Source organism: Pseudoalteromonas sp. CO342X (assembly GCF_004208915.1).
GTDB lineage: Bacteria > Pseudomonadota > Gammaproteobacteria > Enterobacterales > Alteromonadaceae > Pseudoalteromonas > Pseudoalteromonas maricaloris.
On sequence record NZ_SGPH01000020.1, the window covers coordinates 191,521 to 211,609 of the forward strand.

The following is a 20,089-nucleotide window of genomic DNA, read 5'->3' on the forward strand; positions in this document are numbered from 1 at the left end:
AGTTAGATTGTAAGAGAGATTAAGGGGGATGCAATACCTAAGTGGCAACTTTTTGACATTAACGCCAAAAAATCGCCACTAGAGCTGTTCTATATCAATACTTTGGTATTAATTTATAACAAACCTAGTACCGATGATGCAGACTGATTAGCTTGACCACGCAAAGCAATAGAAGCTTGCGATAAAATATCGTTGGCAACTTGATCGCTCACCGCTTGCGCGTAATCGGTGTCTTGAATTCGACTTTGGCTCGCCGCAATGTTCTCACGTTGGTTACTTGCAGAGCGAATTGTACTAGATACCGCATTTTCAAATGCGCCAAGCTCCGCGCGTTGGCTGTTTAAATCCTCAGAGACTGTATCTGCCGCATCAATGGCAGCTTGTGCGCCCGCCTGCGTCGAAATGTCCACACTCAATATTGCACTGGCAAAACCACCATCAGTCTGCTGTAGCGACTGAGTGGTATTAGCGTCGGGACCTACCTGAAAACTACGAGACTCACCGTCAAAAATTTGTGCGCCACCAAATGTAGTGTTTTCAAACGTTTCGCTGATTTGCGTTTGCAACTGCGATACTTCCTCTTGCAATGCTTGACGGTCACTATCTGTCAGCGCCCCATTACCGGCTTGAATCGATAATTCTCTAATTCGGGAAACCGCATCATTCACACCAGATAATGCCGAGTCAGCAGTTTGCGAATACGAGATACCATCATATGCGTTACGAATAGATTGACTGTAGCCGTCCTGTTGAGACGTCAAACGATTAACGATCTGCAAAGCCGCAGCGTCGTCTGCAGCAGAATTAACCTTCTTACCAGAAGCCAGCTGTTGATTGAGTTTATTAGCAGTCTGCTCCGTACGATTAAAAAAAGCAGTACTTTGTGATTGGATTTTCATATATACCCCCATTCACTATCATTAGGTTAAATCTACGCTATTGTGAGCAAAAAGTCACCATAGCCGTTAAATTTCCTGCAATGACTGGCATAAATACTGCAAAACACATAGAAGTGATATAAAGTATTGAGTAGTAGCTAATTTATTGTATCGGTGAGATATCTAGAGCAGTTTCGATACTCGATACTGTAAAGTTTTGATTGCACCTGTAGGTGGACACCCTATGTTTGATAATAAAACCATTTTAATAACCGGCGGCACAGGCTCTTTTGGCAAAAAATATGTAAAAACTTTGCTCGAGAGATACAAGCCTAAAAAAATCATTATCTTTTCTCGAGATGAGTTAAAACAGTTTGAGATGCAACAAGAGTTTAATCAACGCTGCATGCGATACTTTATCGGAGATGTACGAGATAAAGATAGGTTACGAAGAGCAATGCAAGGCGTCAACTACGTCATTCATGCCGCTGCATTGAAACAAGTTCCTGCTGCTGAATATAATCCTATGGAGTGTATTAAAACCAATATTAATGGGGCTGAAAATGTGATTGAAGCCGCTTTAGATAATGATGTAGAAAAGGTTATCGCACTTTCTACAGATAAAGCAGCAAATCCAATTAATTTATACGGTGCTACGAAGCTCGCATCAGATAAACTTTTCGTCGCTGCGAACAATATTGCAGGTGGACATAAAACTCTTTTTTCCGTTGTCCGTTATGGCAATGTTGTCTGCTCCAGAGGCTCTGTAGTTCCTGTCTTTCAAAAGTTCATTGATGAAGGTAAAGATCACATTCCTATCACACACCCTGAAATGACCCGTTTTTGGATAAGCCTGCAGCAAGGGGTTGACTTTGTACTGAAGAATTTTGAGCGGATGCTAGGTGGTGAAATCTTCGTTCCAAAGATACCTTCCATAAAGATTACGGATTTGGCGACCGCGATGGCCCCCAACTTACCGCAGAAAATTATTGGTATACGTCCAGGCGAAAAACTTCACGAAGTAATGTGTCCTGCAGACTTATGCTTTGATACTTTTGAATATGACGATCATTTCGTTATCGCTCCGGGTATAAAGTTCAGTAGTCGAAGTAACGACTTTACGATCAACGCAATTGGCGAAAAAGGCCACCCTGTTAGTACTAACTTCGAATTTAACTCTCTCGATAACCCTGATTATATGTCTGTTGAAGAAATATTGGCATTTAACATTGAGGCAATTAAATGATCCCATATGGCAGACAAGATATTAATCAAGATGATATAAATGCTGTCATTGAAGTTCTAAGGTCAGACTGGCTAACCCAAGGCCCTAAAGTTCAAGATTTTGAGTTAAAAGTTGCGCAACACTGCAATGTTGAACATGCTATCGCATGTAATAGTGCTACTTCAGCTTTGCACATAGCGTGCTTAGCAATAGAAATCGGTCCAGATGATATCGTTTGGACATCACCAGTCTCATTCGTAGCAAGTAGTAACTGTGCCCTATATTGCGGTGCAAGCATCGACTTTGTTGATATAGACACCCAAACGGGTAATATGTCGATTCAAGCTTTGACAAAAAAACTTGAGCAATCAAAATCTGAAAATAAATTACCCAAAGCTATCATTCCAGTGCACCTTGCAGGTCAGCCTTGCGATATGTATGAAATTGCTGAACTGTCGAAAAAATATGGATTTAAAGTAATAGAGGATGCCTCCCACGCTATCGGTGCGAATTACAAAGGGGAACCTGTAGGAAACTGTAAATACAGTGATATCTGCGTATTTAGCTTTCATCCAGTAAAGATTGTCACAAGTGCTGAAGGAGGCATGCTTACAACTAAGCATGGACAATTAGCACACAGAGCCAAGTCATTTAGAAGCCACGGTATTACCTCTGATCCAAAAGAATTACTCCAGCAAAGTCACGGTCCTTGGTATTATGAACAGCAATCTTTAGGCTTTAATTATCGACTGACAGATATACAAGCAGCTCTCGGTCTAAGTCAAATGTCGCGCCTAGAAGATTTTGTTACTCGGCGAAACCAGTTGGCTGAGATTTACAGTGATAATTTGCCTAAGCAGTTTTGCCATTTAACTCGGCTATCTAATCGTCGCTCCTCCTATCACCTTTATATCGTGCTGCTACCTGAAGGCTTGGACCAAAAATACGTGGTCACACATTTACGCGATAAGGGAGTGTTTGCACACGTCCATTATATCCCGATTCATTTACAGCCGTTTTACCAGTCTCTCGGATTTAAAAAAGGTGATTTTCCCAATGCGGAAGCGTACTATAAACGTGCCATTACTTTGCCTCTACACCCTAATTTGACAACACAAGATATTGCTTACATCTCGTCCATATTGTCGGAGCTATTATGAAGTTAGCACTAGGTACCGTTCAATTTGGTTTAGATTATGGAGTGAGTAATTTTGATGGCAGACCGGGCACAGCAGAAGTGGCTCAAATTCTAGAGATTGCTGAAAAAAATAATATCAACTTGATTGATACTGCTATCGGTTACGGCAATAGTCACAACGTCCTAAACGATCATCATGTAGCCAAACGTGATTTCAATCTGATCACGAAACTTCCTCCGCTCAACAAAGCTTACTTCGAAAAGTCGGATGTAGACCATTACCTGCAATATATTGAAAGTGCTTTTGAGGAACTCGGCGCCGACTCTTTATACGGCGTGTTATTTCACCAAAGTGCAGATCTCCTAAAGCCCGGAGTAGAAGCAATCTGGCAAAGACTAACAGCCCTTCAAAGTGAAAAAAAAATTTCAAAGCTAGGTGTATCGATGTATGCCAATGCTGACTGTAAACAGCTCTTATCACTTTATCAGCTTGATCTAGTTCAACTACCATACAATGTATTGGACAGATACTTTGAACAGACAGGATGGTTAGCTCAATTCCGACAACGAGGAATTGAAGTTCATGCTCGAAGTATATTTCTACAGGGGTTGCTTTTGATGGAATCTGACAAAGTACCGCCTTACTTCAAGCCTTGGATAAGCAACCTTGAACAGATTTCAAAACTCGCAGAGACCTTCAATACCTCCAAGTTAGTTATTAGCCTCGCTTATGTATTACAGCAAAAAGCGATAGATCACTGTGTTGTTGGAGTAAATAAGGCTCGAGAGCTTACTGACATACTATCAGCTTTTGAGAATGCGATTCACATAGCTTCAAGTGACTTGCCAGATTTGAGTGTGGATGATTTAGCGTTAACCAACCCCGCACTGTGGCCATAACGAATAGGAATTAAAATGCAAATGAAGACAAACCAGTCCCCACTAAAGCTTGCGTTCATTGGTGGTGGCAATAATTCAGCTGTCGGTTATGTACACTTTGCAGCCACTCAACTCGACAACAAATTCACCGTTGTTGCTGGTGCTTTTTCACGAGATACGGAACAAAACATTGCAACCTCAAATCGCTGGGGTATATCAGAGCAACGCACTTATCGTTGCTGGAAAGAGCTTATAAAAAAAGAGAAAAGTAACGTAGATGCCTTTGTTGTACTGACACCTACACCCCACCATATCGAAGTTCTCACAACTTTGTTGGAGCAAGATATACCCGTAATTTGCGAAAAATCATTAGTTTGCGGCCCACTTGAAATAGCAACTCTCGAGAAGACTTATAACGCCAGTAAGCACTTCTTAGCAGTTACCTATAACTATTCAGGTTATGCCATGATCAGAGAGCTAAAGCATCTGATTAAGCACGATAAGCTGGGAACCATACAGAAAGTTCATTTAGAGATGCCTCAAGAGGGTTTTCGTAGACCTCCAGATATTGCGGGGAAAGCTTCTAGCCCTCAGGCTTGGCGCTTACACGACAGCGAAGTTCCAACAATTTGTTTGGATTTAGGCGTTCATTTACATCACTTGTCCACTTACTTGCTCGACATTGAACCGAACGAAACCATAGCAGAATTTGCGAATCACTCGCAGTACCCAAATTTAGTAGATGATGTACATATGCTATTAAAATATCCATGTAATATTAAAGGTAGTATGTGGATGTCTAAGACAGCAATAGGACATAGGAATGGCTTAAAAGTGCGCATTTATGGTGAAAAAGGGAGTGCGTTTTGGTATCAACTCAACCCAGATGAACTTGAACTCAACTATAATGATGGCCGCAGAGAAATTTTGGACCGCGCTGGGCAATGTGAGTACGCAGGTCAATTTCGGTATAACCGTATGAAGCCAGGCCACCCTACCGGGTTTGTCGAAGCATTCGCTAACCTATACGCAGATATACACCACGAGCTATGCTTATATCTGGAAGGTGAAAAGAAAAGCAATGACTACGTATTTGGCCTAGAGCAAGCTAAAGCAGGTCTGTGCCTATTTAAAGCCGCCAAAGAATCTGTACACTCTGGTACATGGGAAAAAATAGCGAATTAACATCGTTTCAATAGACCTTATTTATTCCCTAATCAATTTTAGGGAATAAATTTTCAGCCAATTGCATCAAACACTTCGCTCTCGAGTTCTGAATGAGCCAAGCTTTGCTAACGACTTTTACCTTCGGTTTAGCTCTTCATACCACTAAAATAAAAATCACTTTCGGGATATCTCCCCCTTGCATAAGGTGTTGTTCAACCTATCTTTTGTAGCTCACCTTGTGCTGAACATAATAGTGCTTTTACATCGTGTAGCCTCAAAGCCAGCCGTAAACGTGCAATCGGCCTTCCTGTTTGTCCACTGTTCTGATTAGATAATAAGCTTGTTAATCAAACGGCTGTCAGGCAAGCCTAGTTGCTTAAATTCTCTATATATCGGAGCATAGTACTGAACCGCTGCGATAAACACCGGTGTCTGGGTTTTTGTCAGCACATCTGGTGCATAAACCGGTTTACCCATAAACGTGGTTCCAATTTTATTGGGGTCTGGATCAACAAAATAAGCTAACTCGACTCTTTTGAAGTAGTTGCTATGCTCCAATAACAGACGTGCTGTTTCTCCTGCCCCCCAAAGAGCAACAGGCACTTTGGAGTCCGCTAACGCGACGATATCATTCAGCCCAGCCAGCTCCAATTTATCCGCTAACAACGCCTCTTCATCAGCGCTTAACTCTCCGATACGCATGAGTATCAAGTCGTCTAAATAAACCACGTGTGCGCCAAGCTGCTTTAATGATTTATATAAACGCACAATAAGCACCAAATCATCGCTGCTAATACGCTCTTCTTTAAAATCAAAACTTATCTGAAAATTACAAGCTTTCAGCTGATATCGATCAATTAGCTCGGCAAACGCACGAATTTCCGCTTGAAACTTATTTCCATCCGTGAATATGTATTTAACCGTAACGGCTTCGGCATTAGCACTGGAGTACTTTACAAGGTTTTCCATCACCTTATGTAAGCTGTTTTTACCCCTTATCTTGACAAACGTTTCTTCAGTCCCCGCATCTATACTCGTAAATATGCTAACTTTCTTAGCGAGCAGTAGCTCATAGATCGCTTTATTAAACACTACCGCATTAGTTATAACCCGGTTGCTTGATAGCGGTAATCGCTCCGTTGTCTGCAAAAGTAATTTAGAAAAATGCTTATCAGAGGTAGGCTCCCCCCCACCCCAAATGCAAAGCGCTTTTTCACTCAGTCGTTGCTCATCTAATAATGCTTTTTGCAAAGCCAGTACGTCGTAAGCTGGCTTTTCTCCACCGTAGTAAGTATCGCTACAGTAGCTACATTTCAAGTTACATACTGAGTGATGCTCATACGATACCTTTGTAATTTTACTAGATTCAATCGCCCCCCACTGTTTAAACTCTAGGTAAGGGCAACCATCGCAACCTGTCGGCTCACCCATATTGATATCTGCAAATAGCTTTTTCTTTGCATCCATTATCGTTTTTACTAGATTTTCGGATTGCTCGAGCTGCTCACTATTAACAATAGTTACGTCGCCACGCATTTCGTTGTCAACAAAGAAACGCTTACAACAAGTACGAATTTCTTTTGGTGCAAGAAACGCGGAGTGATGTAAGTCTATACAGCTCCACTTTTTCCCTTCGTTTTCTTCTAGGAATTCATCTATTACTTCACTTCGGCGCTGCGCTGCGGCTTCATGCGTCATCATGGTATTAAGAAAGTGTTTTACTAACAAACTGTAATAGGTTTTGTCCAATGGTAGGCTATCAATAGGCACAGAAAAATCGTTAAGTTGTTTAAACGTATATTCATAGAGAGGCTCTCGAAGCTCCTTACTTGGCGCTTTTAAGAATATTTTCCGGATGCAAGTAGCAACCAACCCAATTACACCGGTTAAGAAAGCAGTATGCAGGCTTTGGTTCTTTGAAACTGATTTGAGGAGTGTGTGGATCACTGCATAAGAACGATAAAACCCTTTGATGTGAGACGTGCTAACCGAATTCACTATTGAACCAGGTCGTGGGGTTTTTAAATAGATAACTTCATCCAGTAATTTTACTTCCCTTGCATGCCAGTACACTAAAAAGGTAAAGTCAATATCTTCATGGAAGCCACCAGCAAAGGACACCTGATGCTCTATCAATAATTGACGCTTGATCATCAAGTAAATTGCCGAATGATCCATTCTAAATTTTACGTATTTTTCTAACAACAACGCTTTTTCATTTGTAAATTCAGGTTTATCAAACCGACCTTCAAAATGAAATGTCTCATTGTTAACGTTATCTTTTTTATATCGCCAGTCAAAAGCCACCACATCACAATTAACAGCTTCGGGATCAACAAATTGTATCAACTGCTTTAACGCTAGATCAGTCAATGCGTCATCACTGTCAACAAATAAAATCCACTCCCCTTTAGCATGCTCTATACCCAAATTACGCGCAACTCCCGGACCACTATTAGTCTCAGTCTGGAGCACATGCACAGCTTGATTGCGCTCTGCAAAAGCTGATAACAACGCAAAAGTACCATCCGTTGAGCAATCATCAATTACGATGATCTCAGCGAAATCTTCTAATTGAGTCACCAAACTTGCAAGACAAGCTTGAATATACTCAGCGCTGTTGTAAGTTGGTACTATTAGTGAAATCTTCATGCTATTACTCTCTAAAGTGCTTATCTACCTGACTAGCTGTATGTCTCTTTGACTTGCTGCCGGAGTACTTTTCCCATCGCATTTCGGGCTAAATTGTCACACTTTTCAATAATCCGAGGCTGTTGATAATCGGTCAATTCAGCGAAGCATAATTTACGTAACGCTCGCTCAAGGCTTTCTTCTTGTTGTACATTCGCCTGCTCGTAGACTACTTTAATGACTTCTCCTAAAGTAGGATCGGCAACGCCAAAAGCAACGCAATCAGTAACTAAGGGGTGACGTTTTATTACCTCTTCAATATCTTGTGGGTAAATATTGATGCCACCACTTGATATTACCTCTTTTTTGCGACCCACATAAAATAGAAAACCTTCCTTGTTCAGGTAGCCCAAATCGCCTGTGTAAAAATAACCTGTATCATCATATGCTGCTTTCGTAGCCTCTAACTGTTTCAAATAACCTGAAAATTGAGTTGTAGTTTTACAGGCAATTTCTCCGACAACTCCGATTTCAACAGGCTTTCTGTGGCCGTCACAGATCTTTACATCAACAAATGGGAGAGGTTTACCTACACTGCCCTGATTTCCACCTTCATCATCGATACAAAAGTCCGTTACTACCCCCACTTCAGATGCGCCATAGCATTCATGAAACTCGCAGCTAAGTAACTTTAATAACTTCCCTTTCGTAACTGTGTTTAAAACAGCTGATGAAGACACAAGTATTCGGACGGAGGAAATGTCTTTGTTTTCGACACCTTGGGCAACTAGCCCCTCAAGCTGTGAAGACACCGCAAACAAGAAACTGACTTGATACTGTTCGATAGCACCTAGCCAGCTTTGTAACTGAAACTTAGGTAAAATCACAGTTGTAGCGCCGAGCATTAACGGCATTAATACCCCTCGTTGGGCAAGGGAATGATAAAGCGGTGTTGCGACCAAAATGACATCATCTGACGTTAATTGATAGTAATTTATCGTTGCTGAAAACGCGCGTTCAATCTTACACTTTTGACTTAACACGATTGGTTTTGGTGAACCTGTTGAGCCTGACGTCATAGTCAAAATAAAGTCCAACTCAGGCGCTGCATCCGAGTATTCTTCGTCATGTTCTACATCGGTGAAAATATCTTCCCAACAACGTTCACCGAGAACGCTTTCACCTATAGTTATTACCTCATCTTCTCTCACAACCGCACTTTCCAGTAAAGTACGACTAACAGTGGGCCAACAAATGGCCATACTTACAGGAGTCTTCTTCAGCGCTATTTCTAACGCAGCTCCCTTTAGGGTTATTGGCAACGGTACCACAGCTAAACCCAATTTCGCAGCAGCTAGCAATACAACAGGGTATTCAATGCCATTGGGTGCAAACAATGCAATTCGCTGCCCCGGTGTTAGACCCTGGTCCTTAAAAAAGCGACTTAAAATTAGGACGTAATTAAATAACGAGCGGTAGGTAACTTCCGTTCCGGAAAATACTACTGCTACCTTATCTGGCGACTTTTCCACATTTCGATGAAAAAGGTGGTATATATTAACCATGCTCGTTCTCTCTCGTTAACATTACATAATTAAACTTTTTAGGATCAGCTGATGGGAAAATTGATTGTGTAACCTGAAAATGAGGACTATCGACCTCAATAGCTTTGAAACCATTATGCTGATTCAGCAAATTAACAAATTTATTGTCTTTATGGATTACTGCAAGCCAAATACCATCAGGATATTCTTCCTCACAGAGTTTTAGCTGCCAGTTTAATGCCAACTGGACATACGCAAAATTAACCTGCTCAAGAGCTGAAAACCAGCCACCATATAAGTATGTTTGTCCGTTTTGCTCAAGTGATTGGTGCCAAATATAGATAAGAGGATTACCATCTAATTCAACGACAAAGTTTTCACGCTGATTTTGATGCCACCACTTGTAGTGACCAAGTGTCGGGATAGCTTCCGTGATAGTCATTCTGACGTTATTATGTTGACTATTGCGGGCGTGTAAATAGCGATTAATATCAAAAAAGTCTACCATCCTAACGGTTAAATCTGCTGCTATAGGTAGATATTCACGTTTACAAAGTGACTGTATTTCCGCTTCAGACTGTGTCTGTTGTGATAATAAATGACTTGAAACTCTAGCAGCTCCCCGGCCATCAACGCAAACTTTACTGTGGTTTCTGTACTCAGCTAGCTTGTCTGAATTATCAAGTAATATATTAATCAATTCAACGACTTCCAACGGATCACTAGAAAAAAACTCAGGCAGATGTAAACAGTGCCCTAAATCATCCAACCAGCTCTGATTATGCTCTTGATTTTTAGCCATACTAAATGTTAGTGCAGGTGTTTTTGTTGCAGCAAGTTCATACAACGAAGTACCCAACGCACCAACAAATAACTGTGCTCTAATAAAGCTTGGGTACAAACTCTCTGGACTTCTGTTTATCTCAACTTGTGGATAAATATGCTGCAACGATATTATCGATTCATAATTTATTGCAGATGGTCCTAGGACAATTTCTATCGGCTGACATGGCCTAAGCTGACACACTAATTCAATTATAGGAGTCAATAACTCCCAATCCCCGCCACCACCGAGAGAAAATAGCAGATGAGAACGTTCTATATCTGCGCGCGAACTGTCGTGATATACACTTTCAAGTAAAGCATATTTAGGTCCCAAAAGCGTTTCACAGTCATGAGATACCAAATGATGATAATAAGCTTCGGTTTGATCTCCTCGCCATCTAATATCTATTAATGTATTGGCTAAATGTTCACGACCCAAATCATCTATTACAACAAGTTTAAATTGATCTTGAATCTGGCTTTCCCACTCTCTACCTAATAGATAAGAGTCAACAACGATAGCTTCAGCACTTACTTGGTAAGCGATAGATAAAGTTTGTTGGGCATCATCATATTCACTCGTCCCATGAGTAATTAGGGTGACGCTGTCGTTAATACCACTGATATAGTCACTCAGACAGTCATTTTCATCTAAAATGAAATGACTACCACAACCCCGAACACTAAGCTCCTTAGCCAAATTCAAGCATCGTTTTAAGTGGCCAATTCCTTGAGTGCTGTTAACACGAAAAACAAACATCAAGACCTCAAGATTACATCAATGAGGCCACCCACTGTCGCTGAGTCTGGTCTCAACATTTGCTCAGGTGTTAATCGAACCCCAAAATCGGTTTCGATCTGCATTACCATTGATAACATTTCAAATGAGTCTAATAACCCGGACTCCATAAAATTAAAACTTTGTAGCTGTTCACTCTTAACGGCTACACCACGAGCTAATAGAAAGGTCTGAAAAAATTCAAGTAGCTGAGTTTCGCTAGGCATTAACAAAAATCCTCCCATTTAAGCTGAGTACCTGCAGGTAAAGACTTATTTGCTCGTCGCCCGATAAGCGATGGCAAGTGCTTTGGTTGAATTTCGCCTCCACCTGGGCGCATTTGTCGCAAGTGCATATCAGACAGCGTTTCACCCGATTTAACGTCCTTAATAAGGTAAACACAACGGCGCTTTTGACAAGGAGTATCTGGGTAATGTACTCGCCCCATTGCTTTCTCGATCTGTCTTACACCATGTACAAGGTTTTGTAATTCTTCTGGTGTCATTGAGAAAAAGCTATCTGCAGTTTGATCATTTTTATCCATTACAAAGTGCTTTTCGATAACACATCCACCCACAGCAACCGACGCTAAAGGCACATCGTTCCCTAGAGTATGATCTGACAAACCAACAGGAACCGAAAAAGCTTCTCGCATATGCGGTATTGTTCTTAGATTAATACTATCAGCAGGTGCCGGATAAGTACTGGTACACTTTAACAGGCATAATTCAGTGACACCGGCATCTTTTGCTACTTTTACTGCGTCTGCAATTTCAGGCAGCGTCGCACCGCCAGTAGACATAATCACAGGCTTGCCGGTTGCGGCAACATCACGAATAAGTTGATGATCAATCAGCTCTGGAGACGCAATTTTATATGCCGGCGCATCAAGTTGTTCTAATAAATCAACAGCTGATTTATCGAATGGTGAAGAAAAGCAAGTAATCCCTATTTTTTTAGCTAATTCAAAAAGTTCAGCATGAAACTCCCAAGGCATGTACGCATGTTGATAAAGATCGTATAAATACTGCCCCTTCCACGGCCCATCTTTAATAAAAAAATGTGGTAAGTCACACTTCATTGTAAGCGTGTCGGCACTATATGTTTGTAATTTAATTGCATCGGCACCCGCTTCCTTTGCCGCATAAACCAACTCTTTGGCTCGACTTAAGCTTTGTCCATGGTTTGCAGACATCTCAGCAATAATATAATTTGGGTGTTGATGTCCGACTAGACGCCCATCTATTTTAAGCTCTTGTTTAAACATATTTATCCAACTTTTACTTGCTCAACATGTTTATTTATGTCGAGTACTTCTGGGTGTGCTTTTAATTTTCTCTTCAGTTCAGGAAAACTAAATTCAGTCTTATTATCGAAGAGCTGAAAAACTTTCTGTATTGCTAGATAGTCATCTGGTTCGTCTAAAGTCAAACGCCAACCAGATAAATCCTCATGATAACTATAATCAGCGACCTTCAAATTTTTCACTATATACTGTGTCAGGTGCTCTCTCTCAAAATCTTGGCTAGCACTGGCATGTGCTTGTGCTAGCGCTGCGAATGTAAATACCTCGGTGTCAAGGCCATTTGGAAATCCACAATGAGGACCCGCGCATACATAATCAAAATTGTTGCGGATATTAAAGAAATGAGAAACGACCTTAGCGGTTTCATAGGCATCAATCAAAGGGCAATCACTAGTACAGCGAACAAGTACTGTATCTGGTTTCGCGTTTACTAATTCTGCTGCTAAGTAATACCTGCTGAGCACATCGTGAGTATCCCCCTCAACAAACCTTACCCCCAAAGACTTGCACAGTTCGGTAATTGGAGTTTGGGAGCCATCATTGGTTGTTGCTACAATAATTTTGTCTTTGAAAGGGGATAAGCGCTCAATCATAACCTGAAGCACTGGACGTCCGCACAAAGGCAACATCACTTTTTTCGGCAAGCGAGTTGATGTCATCCGCGCCTGAATAATAATATGAAAGTCCTTATTTTTTAAGCTTTCATAAATAGAGTTACTCTGATTCATACTAATAACTAAAATACTTCAATGCTTTGTTATCGGCCAAACCGATAACTAATTTAATAACAATTCCATTTTAACCCCAGAGAGACTTTCATCATCGAGTTGATCAGGTTCCAAAGTCTTGAAACCCATTTTAATGTACGCTTTCACAGCTGGGACATTAGACTTATCAACGCCCAAAAACACTCTCTTAAGGTTGTATTTGTCTTTTGCTATTGTGATAAAAGCAAAAATTGCCTCTTTCGCAACTCCCTTGCCATGCCAATTTTTATCGCCAATCAAGATCCCCATTTCAGCCGAGGTCCCACCAGAATATTCTGAAAGAATAAACTTCACGTTGCCAATATGCTGCTCAGCTTCCTTTGTAAAAATTCCATACAAATAAGTATCTGGCGTATTATTTTGTGTATTGATATATGTCACTAAATCGTCGGTCGTTTGTTGTCGGTTTAAAATAAACTGACTGACGTCACTATTTAACCATGAAAGATAATCAGCGGTTGCGTCGGACGGAGTTAACCCTCTCATTTTGAAACGCTCGGAAACAATCATCATTTTGTGCTTTCCCGTCTAATATCAAATATCAGTATTTAAAAGGTTGTTAATATTAATTTAACCTTTTAAAACCAGCAGTTGTCGGAGTAACCTCCTTCAGCACTTCAGGATCATGCAGAGCGACTTTTACTGCTTTAAATGCATTGTCTACTGCAGATAGATATTCATCTACGTGTTCTTCTTTATGTGCATACATTGCATAGAACATATTTGTAGCTAACACTCCTTGGTTTATCATCTGCTCTATAAAATACGCCTTCAACTGCAGTGGGTTATCATGCTCGAAAGAAAAATGACACAGGGCATCAATACCAGAAATATGAATGCTCAAACCATGTTTTTCAGCAAGAGACTGCCAACCGGCTTTAACCAGTGCACCAATTTTTTGAAGATGATCATGCACGTTATTTGCTTCATAATAACGTATAGTTGCTAGTGCTGCGGTTGGACCCACTCGCTCCGTCCACATCGTACTGGAAATGAAACTTGATTGTGCAGCATCCATCCACTTCTCTTTTCCGATTATTGCGGCCATCGCATAACCATTCGCTAATGCTTTAGAAAATACGGCAATATCAGGTTCTATACCAAGCAGTAAATGCGATCCTCCACAGTTAATTCTGAAACCCATCGATATTTCATCAATTATTAATGGGATACCCAGTGTTTTGGCTATTTTTCCAACGAAACTCCAATACTCTGAATTAGGTGCAATATTACGCATTGGCTCCATAACAATAGCGCCGAGCTCAGGGCCATGTTGCTCGACAACCTCTTTTAGAGAGTCAATGTCATTATATGAAAATGGTATTGCAGTGCCGGCCAACGCTTTTGGAACCCCCGCCGGAGATAAACCCGCAATTAAATGCTCATCTAGGTTTTCTTTCGAGGACACATTTGCCGCCAAGTACCAGTCATGCCAGCCATGGTAACCACAAAATGCAATTTTATCTTTTCCTGTCGCGGCGCGAGCAATTCTTACTGCAATTGTCATTGCCTCTCCACCACACCTTGCGAATCGGACTTGATCTGACCATGGATGCAGCTCTACTAATTTCTCTGCCAGCATGACCTCTTCTGGACAGTTTAAACTAGAACTAACCCCATTATTGATTGTTTCAATTACAGCCTGATCGACGGCAGGCTCAGCATACCCTAGAATGTTTGCCCCTATGCCAGATATCGACATGTCAAGATATCGTTGCTCATTGAGGTCCCAAACATAACAACCTTTCGCTTTGCTGAAGTAACCTGGCCACACACTTTGATTAAACATGTCGGGTCGCTTTGACAATAATTGTGAAAGACCAGGGATCAGTTGCTTCGCTTTTGCTTGCATTTCAGTATTTTTATTCGTCATGATTTCTCAACTAACATTTTCAACTTCACTGATGAAGCAAAGTTAGTACCAATTAGGTGGTAACTAACCTTTAAATTTGGCTTGAGTCACTTTTAATCTTCAGTAAACAACTCCTTCAGGGAAATCAAGGGGAGTTTTACTGACATTTTTCACTCAAGAATCAGATTTCAGTAAAGTGTAAGGGAATTTTAAATAAACAGCTAATTTTAAAAGAAAATGGGGGGAAACGTAGAGAGTAACAAGCCATGCAAAACGTTTATTATTTCTGGTTTAAGCTGGCTCCGAAGTGTCTACTCATTAACTTCGGAGCCGCGACAAAATCTTGTCACCCTTTTACATATCGACTTTTACTGACAAAGTCTATTTCTTTGGCGGTAGTATTCAGGACATTGCTTAAGAAAATCAACCCAAGCCTTTAACGCTTTTCTAAAATACGGAACCACTTCGTAATCATCACCAAAGTTATGAAGAATTGAAATTAATATTGATGACGTATAAAGAGCTTCACCTTCTAGTAACTGATACAAGCCTAAATGATCTGCAGAATTTCTAAATGAGTACAAATACCTGAGACTTTTCAGTAAAATTTCTTGCGCAGATTCTCGACAATCAAACTCTTCTTCCAAAAGCTCCACCATTGTGCCGCACAGCTGCTCAAACTCTTCTTCGCAAAGTAGCTTTTCCATAGATGCAATGTCAGCTTTAGCTGCAAAAAGGTTAGTTTTGATATGCTCCACAACTTGGTGTTTATCAACTCCCCTTTCAGGCAACAAAATGTCTTTACTCTCCAGTGGTATAGAGTGCTTAATCTTTGCACCATTACTACAGTTGTAACAGTTTACATTTTCTTTAAGAAATGATTCTAGAATCCTTTCCATTTGACAGTTGCCAACATACATAAACTCATCAGAAAGTACCGTTTCACAAAAGTTTCCTGGGATCCTGACTTGCCCCCCTATTTTGGTTGGTTCAATGACAGTCTCACCTTCTTCACTGTAATAAAAGCTTGCCTTACTATGATGATGTTCAGGGTCTATGTAGCCATTATCCACACCAAACAGATAGATGTCTTTAAATCCAAGATGACATGCATAACTCAGCGCAGTGTTGCCCACTAGAGGATTTGAAAATGACAGGCTTCGAAGCACTTTATTCTCATTCCTGTAGTGAGATAGTTGCAACATTTGTGTACCTGACTCACCAGGTTTAAGCGCCATTCCCGCCCATCCAAATAGACCAGCCACATCAGGATGCATCACATTAGTAACAAGCAAATTTAAGTCTTTGCGCATCGATTCGGGTATATGCTGCTTGAGGAAATAATAAGTTGATTTAGTTCGTTCCAGTGCAACGTGAAAATCGGGAATAATCCCATGCTTTATTAATGCTGTAGTCGCTGAGTTACACGCGAATATAATGACTTTATCTTGGATCCGCTTTAGCGGTTCAATATTGGCGTCTAATGAAGGACCGTTTGCAACCACTACGGCTGGTATATCATGCAATAGCGCTTTATCTTGCTGTTCATTGGCAGAAAACATGAAGTTGCAGTTGTTTTTAACATTCCCCAATGAGTTAGCTATCCCGATCATAGCATCATCGAAGAAGCCAAATCCCGCGAAAAACTGGTGGTAATTCTTTTTAAATTCTGCGATCCATTTATTTACTTCAACTGATGGATAATGCTGATAAAACCAAGAGTGGCAGACACTGGCTACACTTATTTCTCTTGAGCGTGAATAAACCTTTTCGTAAATTTCATGTTCTGTGACCCCTACACCTAGATAAAGGTAAGCACCTTGAGCCTCAATTTTTTCAAGTATAGAAACCCAATCGGAAACAAACAAACTAGCAAAAAAGTAGTCTTCATTCGGTTCAAAAATATTTACGTAACCAGCTTTACAAGCATCGATAACGTCTTCAAGGTGATAGCCAAGCCCAATACCAAAAATCATCTTGTTTGGAACTGCACTACCTAACTTCTTAAATGGCGCTAAGTTCGATTTCGTCTCAACAAAGATTTCCCCTAAGTTTCGCATCAATTCAACATGAAGAAACTCGATGTCACCATTTTCAACAAATGCAACACCGGAGTGGTCTAAACGTCCAAGAATTGGATTTTCGATATTTTTCTGTGTCTGCTTTTGTATTTGTGAAACTGGGTCTTCGCTATACATCGGTACACCAGTTTTATAATCAATAATATTGGCGCTGCCGTTAGGATTAACAAATAAGTTAAACAGCGAGTTTGGCTCGTAGGTTAAGTATTTTTCGTAAATTTCTGGAAAATGTGATTTGAAGGCTTTGAGGTTTCTTTCAAATTTTAAATTGGCAGCTTCTATAAACAACTCTTCTCTAAGCGCCTGTTCTTCCACGGCCTTTAATTTTACTTCAAGAGTTTCTAACTGGGACTTAATTGGATCCATGATATTATTTGAACTCGTTATATTTCTTGATTGAGGATTGTTTTCGCTGAATCTTCAGCAACTGCTCTCGGGTACTTCTTTTTTCTTGATTCATACGTTCAATCACTTCATTCAACATTGCGATTGACTCTTCTAAGTAGACCCTTTTTTCTTCAACATCTTCTATCAAGTCTGAACGCTTTTGAATATATAAACAAAATTTCTTTGTTTCTGTTTCAGCGAGTTCCATCTCACCTCTTTGAAGGTGTTCGAAAATCAAACACAACAATTCCCCAAGTTCGTCTCTATGCTGGCTATCCATGACTAGCGTCTTGAGAAGCATTATTCAGTGTTTTAATGCGGACATCTACAGGGATCGCATCCCAAGCTGATTTAATTTCTTTCAACAGGTTAGACACTTCATCTACGATGGCTGAATCATTTTGTACTGATGCATCCAGTAGCCTATCCATCATATAACTGTACAGGGCATATAAGTTTTCTGTTACTTCACCACCAACATCAAAGTCCAAGCATTCACGTAACGCTTCAATAATTGCTGATGCTCTTGAAATATGTTCGGATTTGGCTTCAAGATTTCTTTTATCAATAGCTACCTTTGCCAGTACCATTTTTTCAATAGCGCCTGCCATCAACATCTGGATAATTTCATAACGATCCGCACCTGCCACTCGAGTTTTAAGTGCTTCTCTCTGGTAATTCTTAACTTTTGCATTATACATGTTCAATCCTCTCTATTACTTGGATTTGGTAAAGCCAGGAAGATTAGAAAGTTGAGCCCCCAAATAAGATTGAGTTTGCTGCATTTGCGCGATAAGTACATCAAGCCCTGCATATTTTTGACGTAAGCTAGCTTCAAATGACTTCATACGCTCCTGGTGATTTATGACATCGTCCTCTAAATCGTCAAGTTGAGCATTCAAACTAGTCTCACGTTGTTTCATAAGTCCATCTGAATCGACGTAGTTTCCGAGCAATTCTTCTAATTTTTTGGCTACACCATTTTCCCCTGCAAATGCTGTACCAATATCATCGTAATTATCATCCATTGCTTCGTTTAAGCTGCGAACTAGTGATGACTTTTCTAAATAACCTTCTTTATTAACACCAAGGCCCATGTCAAACACTGACTCAAATGGTCCAGCATCAGTCAACGTAGAACCCAGAGTAGAAACCAACTGATCACTCAATGCTCTCATCGAAGCATCACCATTTAGAGGCTTTCCGACTCGTGTTTGCAGGCCAATCATTCCAACGAGATTATTGTAATTTGTAATCAACTCATCGACGAGCTTAGTGACAGACTCTCTGTCATAATCTACGTCCAATTTAGCTGTTAATTTTGTACCAGATGTGTCCTCAGGGCTAACTTCGAGTGCTCTTATCGTCATATCTTGAACAGCATCTTTAAATGTGTTTGTATCGCTGTTAACTGTAAGGCCATCTACCGTTATAATTGCATCTTGAGCTTTGTCTGCATCCGCAATTACCATGCCACCGGACGGGTTTGTTGTCGCGTCATATGTCTCAATAGCATCAAGCTCAGCAGTATCACTTGTAATCACCAGGTCGTTTCCATCGCCACTGACATTTGACGTAAAAACAAGTTTGGAGCCTACATCGGGATCACCTGTGTTAATAATATTGGCAGTGATACCGAAGTTGGTATCTGATGCATTAATAGCATCTCTTAACTCAGCCAGAGTCATTCCAGCAGTTACTTCTAAATCAAATGATTTATCTGCACCTGCTGAAAAAGACAAAGTACCACCGCTTGCACTTACAACTGCGTCGGCTGAAGCAAAAGCACCGTCCGCAGAAACGGCTCGGCTTCCTTGCGCCAATTGTTCTACAGCAATCTTGAAATTACCCGTAGAAATATCTGACGTTGGTGTTACGCTGATTATTTCAGCACCATCTGGTTGACGAATATTCGCGATTCGCTTGCCAAAGTTATCGATGTCCGCTAGTTTTTCAATTGTGTCTTTAAGTTTTGAAATGGCAGATTTAACCTCACCGACAGAAGACAACTCAACTTTCAGTGATTCTTGCTTTGCAGCAAACCTTTGCATCTTGGGTACGTTTTCCGCATCCACAGAAGCTTTTATAATTGACTCTAAATCAAGCCCTGAGCCAACACCCGCAGATGTAATAAGTGGCATAATCTACCTCCAAATCTATATCAGGCGGTTCTATCAAATAACACGCCACGCTTTGTAAGTTTATCGGCAAACTCTTCCAAAGCCTTAGCTACTTCCCTAAACTCTTTTGAAGGAATTTCCCTAATTACTTCATTGCTAGACTTATCTAAAACAAGAACAACTGGAGGATCACCCTCTTCATCAAGTTGAAACTGTAAGTTCGTAGCCGTAACGGGGATAACATCGTTTAGTCTAGCTAAATTGTCTTTAACTTCTGATATTAACTGTTCATTACTGCTAGCACCTTTGCCATTATGCTCAGGTGAATCTTCAGGCTTTACTCCATCTGGAGTATTACCGCGTTCATTGTTTAATTCTTGTCTTGGTTGCTTAATCAGTTGGCTATCAACCGAATAGTTTAGCCCTTGAGAAATTTGAACATCACTCATCTAGACCTCCTGTAAAGCCTATAAAGAGTATACGCCAAGTTCGCGAACATTCCCAAACTTGA

18 protein-coding genes are annotated in these 20,089 nt (G+C 40.6%); 4 read left to right on the forward strand and 14 right to left on the reverse strand.

Features of this window, described 5'->3' with window-relative positions; translation table 11 throughout:
- Positions 1-113: 113 nt before the first annotated feature.
- On the reverse strand, positions 114-899 hold the full coding sequence (locus EXT47_RS11060) for a flagellin (RefSeq protein ID WP_130126595.1): 786 nt from the start codon (positions 897-899) through the stop codon (positions 114-116).
- A 223-nt stretch (positions 900-1,122) separates the two neighbouring features.
- Here EXT47_RS11060 and pseB point away from each other — a divergent pair, with 223 nt between their 5' ends.
- The 4 genes from pseB to EXT47_RS11080 are packed head-to-tail and all read left to right on the forward strand — an operon-like array spanning position 1,123 to position 5,305.
- A complete protein-coding gene (gene pseB / locus EXT47_RS11065; RefSeq protein ID WP_039492537.1) occupies positions 1,123-2,124 on the forward strand; it encodes a UDP-N-acetylglucosamine 4,6-dehydratase (inverting) in 1,002 nt (333 codons plus the stop codon).
- On the forward strand, positions 2,121-3,263 hold the full coding sequence (gene pseC, locus EXT47_RS11070) for a UDP-4-amino-4,6-dideoxy-N-acetyl-beta-L-altrosamine transaminase (protein WP_069018752.1): 1,143 nt from the start codon (positions 2,121-2,123) through the stop codon (positions 3,261-3,263). The genes pseB and pseC overlap by 4 nt, the downstream gene beginning before the upstream one ends.
- A complete protein-coding gene (locus EXT47_RS11075) occupies positions 3,260-4,141 on the forward strand; it encodes an aldo/keto reductase (protein WP_069018751.1) in 882 nt (293 codons plus the stop codon). Before pseC ends, EXT47_RS11075 begins: the two co-directional genes overlap by 4 nt.
- Positions 4,142-4,156: 15 nt before the next feature.
- The gene (locus tag EXT47_RS11080; protein ID WP_223193695.1) at positions 4,157-5,305 is read left to right on the forward strand and encodes a Gfo/Idh/MocA family protein; all 1,149 of its coding nucleotides are present in this window, start codon (positions 4,157-4,159) and stop codon (positions 5,303-5,305) included.
- A 309-nt stretch (positions 5,306-5,614) separates the two neighbouring features.
- Here the strand turns inward: EXT47_RS11080 and EXT47_RS11085 are convergent, their stop codons facing one another.
- From EXT47_RS11085 to EXT47_RS11145, 13 genes are all read right to left on the reverse strand, one after another.
- Positions 5,615-7,939 (reverse strand): glycosyltransferase, encoded by a 2,325-nt coding sequence (locus EXT47_RS11085; protein ID WP_130126596.1) that lies wholly within the window; start codon positions 7,937-7,939, stop codon positions 5,615-5,617.
- A gap of 32 nt (positions 7,940-7,971) precedes the next feature.
- Positions 7,972-9,483, reverse strand: coding sequence for a class I adenylate-forming enzyme family protein (locus EXT47_RS11090; protein WP_069018749.1), 1,512 nt, complete (start codon positions 9,481-9,483; stop codon positions 7,972-7,974).
- On the reverse strand, positions 9,476-11,047 hold the full coding sequence (pseG, locus tag EXT47_RS11095; RefSeq protein ID WP_069018748.1) for a UDP-2,4-diacetamido-2,4,6-trideoxy-beta-L-altropyranose hydrolase: 1,572 nt from the start codon (positions 11,045-11,047) through the stop codon (positions 9,476-9,478). Before pseG ends, EXT47_RS11090 begins: the two co-directional genes overlap by 8 nt.
- Positions 11,047-11,292: a phosphopantetheine-binding protein gene (locus EXT47_RS11100; RefSeq protein WP_039492552.1), complete on the reverse strand. Its 246-nt coding sequence runs from the start codon at positions 11,290-11,292 to the stop codon at positions 11,047-11,049. The genes pseG and EXT47_RS11100 overlap by 1 nt, the downstream gene beginning before the upstream one ends.
- Complete coding sequence (gene pseI, locus EXT47_RS11105; RefSeq protein WP_130126598.1) at positions 11,292-12,332, reverse strand: pseudaminic acid synthase; 1,041 nt, start codon at positions 12,330-12,332, stop codon at positions 11,292-11,294. Before pseI ends, EXT47_RS11100 begins: the two co-directional genes overlap by 1 nt.
- Before the next feature lie 2 nt (positions 12,333-12,334).
- Positions 12,335-13,099, reverse strand: a complete 765-nt coding sequence (locus EXT47_RS11110; protein WP_083229821.1) for an NTP transferase domain-containing protein — start codon at positions 13,097-13,099, stop codon at positions 12,335-12,337.
- A 48-nt stretch (positions 13,100-13,147) separates the two neighbouring features.
- A complete protein-coding gene (locus EXT47_RS11115) occupies positions 13,148-13,651 on the reverse strand; it encodes a GNAT family N-acetyltransferase (protein ID WP_083229820.1) in 504 nt (167 codons plus the stop codon).
- A gap of 52 nt (positions 13,652-13,703) precedes the next feature.
- The gene (locus tag EXT47_RS11120) at positions 13,704-15,011 is read right to left on the reverse strand and encodes an aminotransferase class III-fold pyridoxal phosphate-dependent enzyme (protein ID WP_069018746.1); all 1,308 of its coding nucleotides are present in this window, start codon (positions 15,009-15,011) and stop codon (positions 13,704-13,706) included.
- Between the two features lie 347 nt (positions 15,012-15,358).
- The gene (locus EXT47_RS11125; RefSeq protein WP_039492558.1) at positions 15,359-17,437 is read right to left on the reverse strand and encodes a 6-hydroxymethylpterin diphosphokinase MptE-like protein; all 2,079 of its coding nucleotides are present in this window, start codon (positions 17,435-17,437) and stop codon (positions 15,359-15,361) included.
- A 4-nt stretch (positions 17,438-17,441) separates the two neighbouring features.
- The gene (locus EXT47_RS11130; RefSeq protein WP_130126599.1) at positions 17,442-17,738 is read right to left on the reverse strand and encodes a hypothetical protein; all 297 of its coding nucleotides are present in this window, start codon (positions 17,736-17,738) and stop codon (positions 17,442-17,444) included.
- Positions 17,731-18,159, reverse strand: coding sequence for a flagellar export chaperone FliS (gene fliS, locus EXT47_RS11135; protein WP_039492563.1), 429 nt, complete (start codon positions 18,157-18,159; stop codon positions 17,731-17,733). The genes EXT47_RS11130 and fliS overlap by 8 nt, the downstream gene beginning before the upstream one ends.
- A 15-nt stretch (positions 18,160-18,174) precedes the next feature.
- The gene (gene fliD, locus EXT47_RS11140) at positions 18,175-19,599 is read right to left on the reverse strand and encodes a flagellar filament capping protein FliD (RefSeq protein ID WP_039492565.1); all 1,425 of its coding nucleotides are present in this window, start codon (positions 19,597-19,599) and stop codon (positions 18,175-18,177) included.
- Positions 19,600-19,619: 20 nt separating this feature from the next.
- Positions 19,620-20,027: a flagellar protein FlaG gene (locus tag EXT47_RS11145; RefSeq protein ID WP_039492567.1), complete on the reverse strand. Its 408-nt coding sequence runs from the start codon at positions 20,025-20,027 to the stop codon at positions 19,620-19,622.
- Between the last annotated feature and the right edge of the window lie 62 nt (positions 20,028-20,089).

Excerpts from the sequence above, each read along its gene's own strand:
- EXT47_RS11060 (WP_130126595.1), bottom strand. The coding sequence starts at position 899 with ATGAAAATCCAATCACAAAGTACTGCTTTTTTTAATCGTACGGAGCAG.
- pseB (WP_039492537.1), top strand. The coding sequence starts at position 1,123 with ATGTTTGATAATAAAACCATTTTAATAACCGGCGGCACAGGCTCTTTT.
- pseC (WP_069018752.1), top strand. The coding sequence starts at position 2,121 with ATGATCCCATATGGCAGACAAGATATTAATCAAGATGATATAAATGCT.
- EXT47_RS11075 (WP_069018751.1), top strand. The coding sequence starts at position 3,260 with ATGAAGTTAGCACTAGGTACCGTTCAATTTGGTTTAGATTATGGAGTG.
- EXT47_RS11080 (WP_223193695.1), top strand. The coding sequence starts at position 4,157 with ATGCAAATGAAGACAAACCAGTCCCCACTAAAGCTTGCGTTCATTGGT.
- EXT47_RS11085 (WP_130126596.1), bottom strand. The coding sequence starts at position 7,939 with ATGAAGATTTCACTAATAGTACCAACTTACAACAGCGCTGAGTATATT.
- EXT47_RS11090 (WP_069018749.1), bottom strand. The coding sequence starts at position 9,483 with ATGGTTAATATATACCACCTTTTTCATCGAAATGTGGAAAAGTCGCCA.
- pseG (WP_069018748.1), bottom strand. The coding sequence starts at position 11,047 with ATGTTTGTTTTTCGTGTTAACAGCACTCAAGGAATTGGCCACTTAAAA.
- EXT47_RS11100 (WP_039492552.1), bottom strand. The coding sequence starts at position 11,292 with ATGCCTAGCGAAACTCAGCTACTTGAATTTTTTCAGACCTTTCTATTA.
- pseI (WP_130126598.1), bottom strand. The coding sequence starts at position 12,332 with ATGTTTAAACAAGAGCTTAAAATAGATGGGCGTCTAGTCGGACATCAA.
- EXT47_RS11110 (WP_083229821.1), bottom strand. The coding sequence starts at position 13,099 with ATGAATCAGAGTAACTCTATTTATGAAAGCTTAAAAAATAAGGACTTT.
- EXT47_RS11115 (WP_083229820.1), bottom strand. The coding sequence starts at position 13,651 with ATGATGATTGTTTCCGAGCGTTTCAAAATGAGAGGGTTAACTCCGTCC.
- EXT47_RS11120 (WP_069018746.1), bottom strand. The coding sequence starts at position 15,011 with ATGACGAATAAAAATACTGAAATGCAAGCAAAAGCGAAGCAACTGATC.
- EXT47_RS11125 (WP_039492558.1), bottom strand. The coding sequence starts at position 17,437 with ATGGATCCAATTAAGTCCCAGTTAGAAACTCTTGAAGTAAAATTAAAG.
- EXT47_RS11130 (WP_130126599.1), bottom strand. The coding sequence starts at position 17,738 with ATGGATAGCCAGCATAGAGACGAACTTGGGGAATTGTTGTGTTTGATT.
- fliS (WP_039492563.1), bottom strand. The coding sequence starts at position 18,159 with ATGTATAATGCAAAAGTTAAGAATTACCAGAGAGAAGCACTTAAAACT.
- fliD (WP_039492565.1), bottom strand. The coding sequence starts at position 19,599 with ATGCCACTTATTACATCTGCGGGTGTTGGCTCAGGGCTTGATTTAGAG.
- EXT47_RS11145 (WP_039492567.1), bottom strand. The coding sequence starts at position 20,027 with ATGAGTGATGTTCAAATTTCTCAAGGGCTAAACTATTCGGTTGATAGC.